Consider the following 2,968-nt stretch of genomic DNA (forward strand, 5'->3'; position numbering starts at 1 on the left):
ATAGTGCGAACAACTGGGTATGCATCCGCTCCCTTTCTTACTGACCGGGGGGATGTTGTTGCAAAGCCTGCTTTAGGTAGCGCCCCGTGTGGGATCCGGGCTGCTCGGCCACTTCCTCAGGGGTGCCGACGGCAACAATCTGGCCGCCCTGGTCGCCCCCTTCTGGCCCCAGGTCAATGATCCAGTCGGCACAGCGGAGGATGTCCAGGTTGTGCTCGATCACCAGCACGGTGTTGCCCGCATCCACCAACCGCTGCAGAACATTCAAGAGCTTGTGAACGTCGTAGAAGGACAGGCCGGTGGAGGGTTCATCGAGCAGGTAGAGGGTTTTGCCGGTGGAGCGGCGGGCCAGTTCTGCCGCCAGCTTCACCCGCTGCGCTTCCCCCCCGGAAAGCGTCGGAGCGGGCTGCCCCAGCTTGATGTAATCAAGGCCCACATCGGCCAGCGTCTGTAGAATCTTGGCGGCAGGGGGTAGGGCGGCAAAAAACTCCAGCGCCTCCCCCACCGTCATGTCTAGGACTTCGGCGATGTTTTTGCCCTTGTACCTGACCTGGAGGGTCTCGCGGCTGTAGCGGCTGCCCCCACACACTTCGCAGGTAACATACACATCCGGCAGGAAGTTCATTTCAATCACGTTCACCCCCTGCCCTTTGCAGGCTTCACAGCGCCCCCCCTTGACGTTGAAGGAAAAGTGGCCAGAGTGATAGCCCCTGGCCTTGGCCTCTAGAGTCTGGGCAAAGGCCTGGCGGATGGGATCAAAGAGGCCCGTGTAGGTGGCGGGGTTGGAGCGGGGGGTGCGGCCAATGGGGGATTGGTCGATGACAATGACCTTGTCGATGTGTTCAATGCCGTGTAGCTCCCCCATTTCCGTTGGCTTAGGCACCTTCTGGCCGAGGTAGTGTTGCAGGGCAGGGTAGAGCAACTCGTTGACCAGGGTGGACTTGCCGGAGCCGGAGACGCCGGTGACGCAGACCAGCTTGCCCAGGGGGATCTCCACATCGATGTGCTTGAGGTTGTTTTTGTGGGCATCGGTGAGCTTGAGGGAGACGGCTTTGCCAGGTCGCCGCTGAGCTGGGGTTGGGATCCGCCGCCGCCCCGCCAGATAGGCGCCGGTGAGGGAGCGCTCGCAGGCTAGGATGTCGGCTAGAGATCCTTGGGCCACCACTTCTCCGCCGTGGATGCCAGCGCCAGGGCCAATGTCCACGATGTGGTCGGCGGCGCGAATGGTCTCTTCATCGTGTTCCACCACAATTAAGGTGTTGCCCAGATCCCGTAGGCGGAATAGGGTTTGCAAGAGGCGTTGGTTATCCCGCTGGTGCAGGCCAATGGAGGGTTCGTCCAGCACGTAGAGCACCCCCGTCAGGCCGGAGCCAATCTGGCTGGCCAGTCGGATCCGCTGCGCCTCGCCCCCCGAAAGGGTCATGGCCGGTCGGGCCAGGGTGAGGTAGTCAAGGCCCACGTCAATTAAAAACTGCAGGCGGGTTTTGATCTCCCGCAGCACTAGCTCGGCAATCTGCGCTTGGCGGGGGGTAAGCTGGAGCTGCTCCAGGCGCTGCAGGCAGTCGCGGATGGAGATCTCGGTGAGATCCGTGATGCGGTAGCCACCGACGCGCACGGCCAGGGCCTCTGGCCGCAGCCGGGATCCGCCACAGGCAGCGCAGGGGCGGTAGGTGAGGTAGGTCTCCAGCTTTTGCCGGTAGGTTTCGGAGGTGGTTTCTTGGTAGTGCCGCTGCAACTGCGGGATCACCCCTTCGAAGCGGCGGTAATAGCCCCGGCTCCCCTGGGGGGATTCCGCCTCAACGTAGATCTCCTGGTCGCTGCCGTAGAGGAGGAGCTGCTGCTGCCCGGGGGTAAGGTCGCACCAGCGGCTGCTGAGCTCAAAGCCAAAGGCCTTAGCAGCCCCCGCCAGCAGCGCCAGATAGTAGGGGTTCTCCCGCTCCGCCCAGGGGGCAATGGCCGCATAGAGGGGGAGCTTGGGGTCCGGCACGATCCGGTCGGGGTCGAAGATGGGTTCAAAGCCCAGGCCGTGACAGACGGGACAGGCGCCGATGGGGGAGTTAAAGGAAAATAGCCGCGGCGACAGCTCGCCCAGCACGGAGCCGTGTTCGGGGCAGGCAAATTGTTCCGAAAAGATCAGCTCCGTTGGCTTGCCGTTGAGGTACTGCCCCGCCACCTCGGCTACTTTTTGCAGCAGGTGTTCCCGTTCGTCTTCACGGGGCAAGAGCTCCACCACCGCCAGTCCCCCCGACTGGCGCAGACAGGTGGTCAGGGAATCGGCCAGCCGCTCTGCGATCTCCGGGCCCTTAACCAGCCGATCCACCACCACCTCAATGGTGTGGGCCTTGTTTTTGGCCAACTCAATTTCCTCGCTGAGATCCCGCACCTGGCCGTCGATGCGCACCCGCACAAACCCCTGCTGGCTCAGGCTTTGCAAGAGCGCTGCGTGGGTGCCCTTTTTTCCCCTCACCACGGGCGCAAGCAACTGAAAGCGCGTCCGCTCCGGCAGGGCCAGGATCTGGTCCACCATTTGATCCACCGTCTGGGGGGCAATCACCCGGTCACAATGGGGGCAGTGGGGGATCCCGGCCCGCCCATACAGCAGCCGCAGGTAGTCGTAGATTTCGGTCACGGTGCCAACCGTGGAGCGGGGGTTGTGGCTGGTGGACTTTTGGTCGATGGCAATGGCTGGGCTCAAGCCCTCGATGCGGTCTACATCCGGTTTGTCCAGTTGCCCCAGAAATTGCCGCGCATAGGCGCTAAGGGACTCCACGTAGCGCCGCTGCCCCTCGGCAAAGATGGTGTCGAAGGCCAGAGAAGATTTTCCAGAGCCGGAGACGCCGGTAAACACCACCAGGCGATTGCGCGGGATCCGCAGCTCGAGGTTTTTGAGGTTGTGCTGCCGCGCCCCCACCACATGGATTTCGTTTTGGCCGGACATCTCATCCCCTCTGTGTGCAGCGTGGGTGGA

Annotated in this window: 1 protein-coding gene; it reads right to left on the reverse strand. The window is 62.8% G+C overall.

All coding sequences use genetic code 11. The features are described 5' to 3' along the window. Positions 1-37: 37 nt before the first annotated feature. Entirely contained in the window at positions 38-2,938 is a 2,901-nt protein-coding gene (gene uvrA, locus NW841_RS01300; protein ID WP_414385026.1) for an excinuclease ABC subunit UvrA, read from the reverse strand. Between the last annotated feature and the right edge of the window lie 30 nt (positions 2,939-2,968).

The sequence above is a fragment of the Synechococcus sp. H60.3 genome (assembly GCF_047462295.1).
GTDB lineage: Bacteria > Cyanobacteriota > Cyanobacteriia > Thermostichales > Thermostichaceae > Thermostichus.